Annotated in this window: 1 protein-coding gene and 1 pseudogene; both read right to left on the bottom strand. The window is 72.8% G+C overall.

From position 1 onward, the window contains the following. Positions 1-90 precede the first annotated feature (90 nt). Positions 91-636, bottom strand: coding sequence for a sterol desaturase family protein (locus QQK25_RS22930; protein ID WP_284190039.1), 546 nt, complete (start codon positions 634-636; stop codon positions 91-93). 134 nt (positions 637-770) lie between these two features. Continuing rightward, a pseudogene (locus QQK25_RS22925) lies at positions 771-1,362 on the bottom strand (cobyrinate a,c-diamide synthase); the annotation flags it as partial.

Here is a 1,362-nt window from a genome sequence, read left to right as displayed (position 1 = left end):
TGAGCGGCTGGGGCGCGCTGGCCATGGCGGTCACCGCTGGCGTCGGCGCCCTGTTCGGCGCGCCGGTCTGAGCCGCACCGGCGATCCCGGTCAGCCCCGCCCGGTGCCCAGCAGGCGGTCCCACGCCCCGCCGAGGGTGCCAAAGGCGCGGCGCTCATCCACGTGATGGTGAAAATGGTGATGCCGCCAGCGGCGGCGCAGCCAGCCCTCGCGGCACGGCTCGGGCTGATGCAGTTGAAAATGAACAACCTCCTGGGCCAGGTGGCCGAGGATCAGCCCGCCGGAAAACGCCAGCCCCAGGCCCGGATCGCCCAGCAGCAGCGACGGCGCCCCGGCCAGCACGAGCACCATCGGCAGGCTGAACAGCAGTGGCGTGCGCATCGGCACGTCGGGCGCGTGGTGGTGTTCCAGATGCCAGCGCCGGAAGGGGTCGAGCCCGTGCAGGATGAAGCGGTGCAGCGCGTATTCGGCGAAGGTCCAGGCGCCGAACCCGGCCAGCAGCGCGGCGGCCCCGGCAGCCCAGCCGCGCGCGTCGGCGTGCAGCCATCCCGCCGTCAGCGCCGCCACGGCCAGCACGGGGATCAGCACCGACGCAGGAAACCCGAGGGCAGGCCCGGCCACACGGAAATCTTCCATCGCGATCCTCCCGGCGTGCCGTCCGTCAATCCACCGCACCGGAGGGATGCGGCCGATGACGGCCCTACATTGGACACGCGGAAACCGGCTTCGGTCAGTGCGTCAGGCAACGGATGCGCCCGACGGAGCGGCGGCTACCCGCTCAGCAGCGCCGCCGCGGCCGCCGGGTTCGACGGAAAGTAGAAATGCACGTAGGACGCGGTGATCCGCCCAAGCCGGTAGATCGCCTCGCCCTCCCGCCCGGCCAGGGACGTGGCGCGGACCAGCGGCGCCAGCGGCGTGTCGCTGACCGAATAGTGGAAGGTGTGGCCGGTGATGCGCCCCTCGGGTAGCTCGGCCACCTGGGTGCCCAGCGCGGCGAGGCGCGCCTGCATCCGGGTGTGGCCGGGCAGCAGGCCGGCGCCCGGGTGGGTCACGCCTTCCTTGTCGGTAAGACGCTCGAAGAGGCTCATCATGCCGCCGCATTCGGCCAGCAGCGGCTTGCCGGCCGCCACGTGGGCGGTGAGGTCGGCCTGCCAACGGGCGTTGGCGGCGAGCTGGGCGGCGTGAAGCTCAGGGTAGCCGCCGGGCAGCCACAGGGCGTCGCAGGCGGGCAGGGCGTCGCCGGCCAGCGGCGAGAAGAACTCGACCCGCGCGCCAAGGGCGTGCAGCAGATCGACGTTGGCCGGGTAGATGAAGCCGTAGGCCGCATCGCGCGCAATCGCCACCGTGCGGCCGGCCAGCAGC

Source organism: Zoogloea oryzae (assembly GCF_030161255.1).
In the GTDB taxonomy this organism is placed as follows: domain Bacteria; phylum Pseudomonadota; class Gammaproteobacteria; order Burkholderiales; family Rhodocyclaceae; genus Zoogloea; species Zoogloea oryzae.
This window is presented reverse-complemented; position numbering and strand designations above follow the sequence as displayed.

Bases quoted from the DNA above. Each gene is read 5' to 3' on its own strand.
- QQK25_RS22930 (WP_284190039.1), bottom strand. From the start codon at position 636: ATGGAAGATTTCCGTGTGGCCGGGCCTGCCCTCGGGTTTCCTGCGTCG.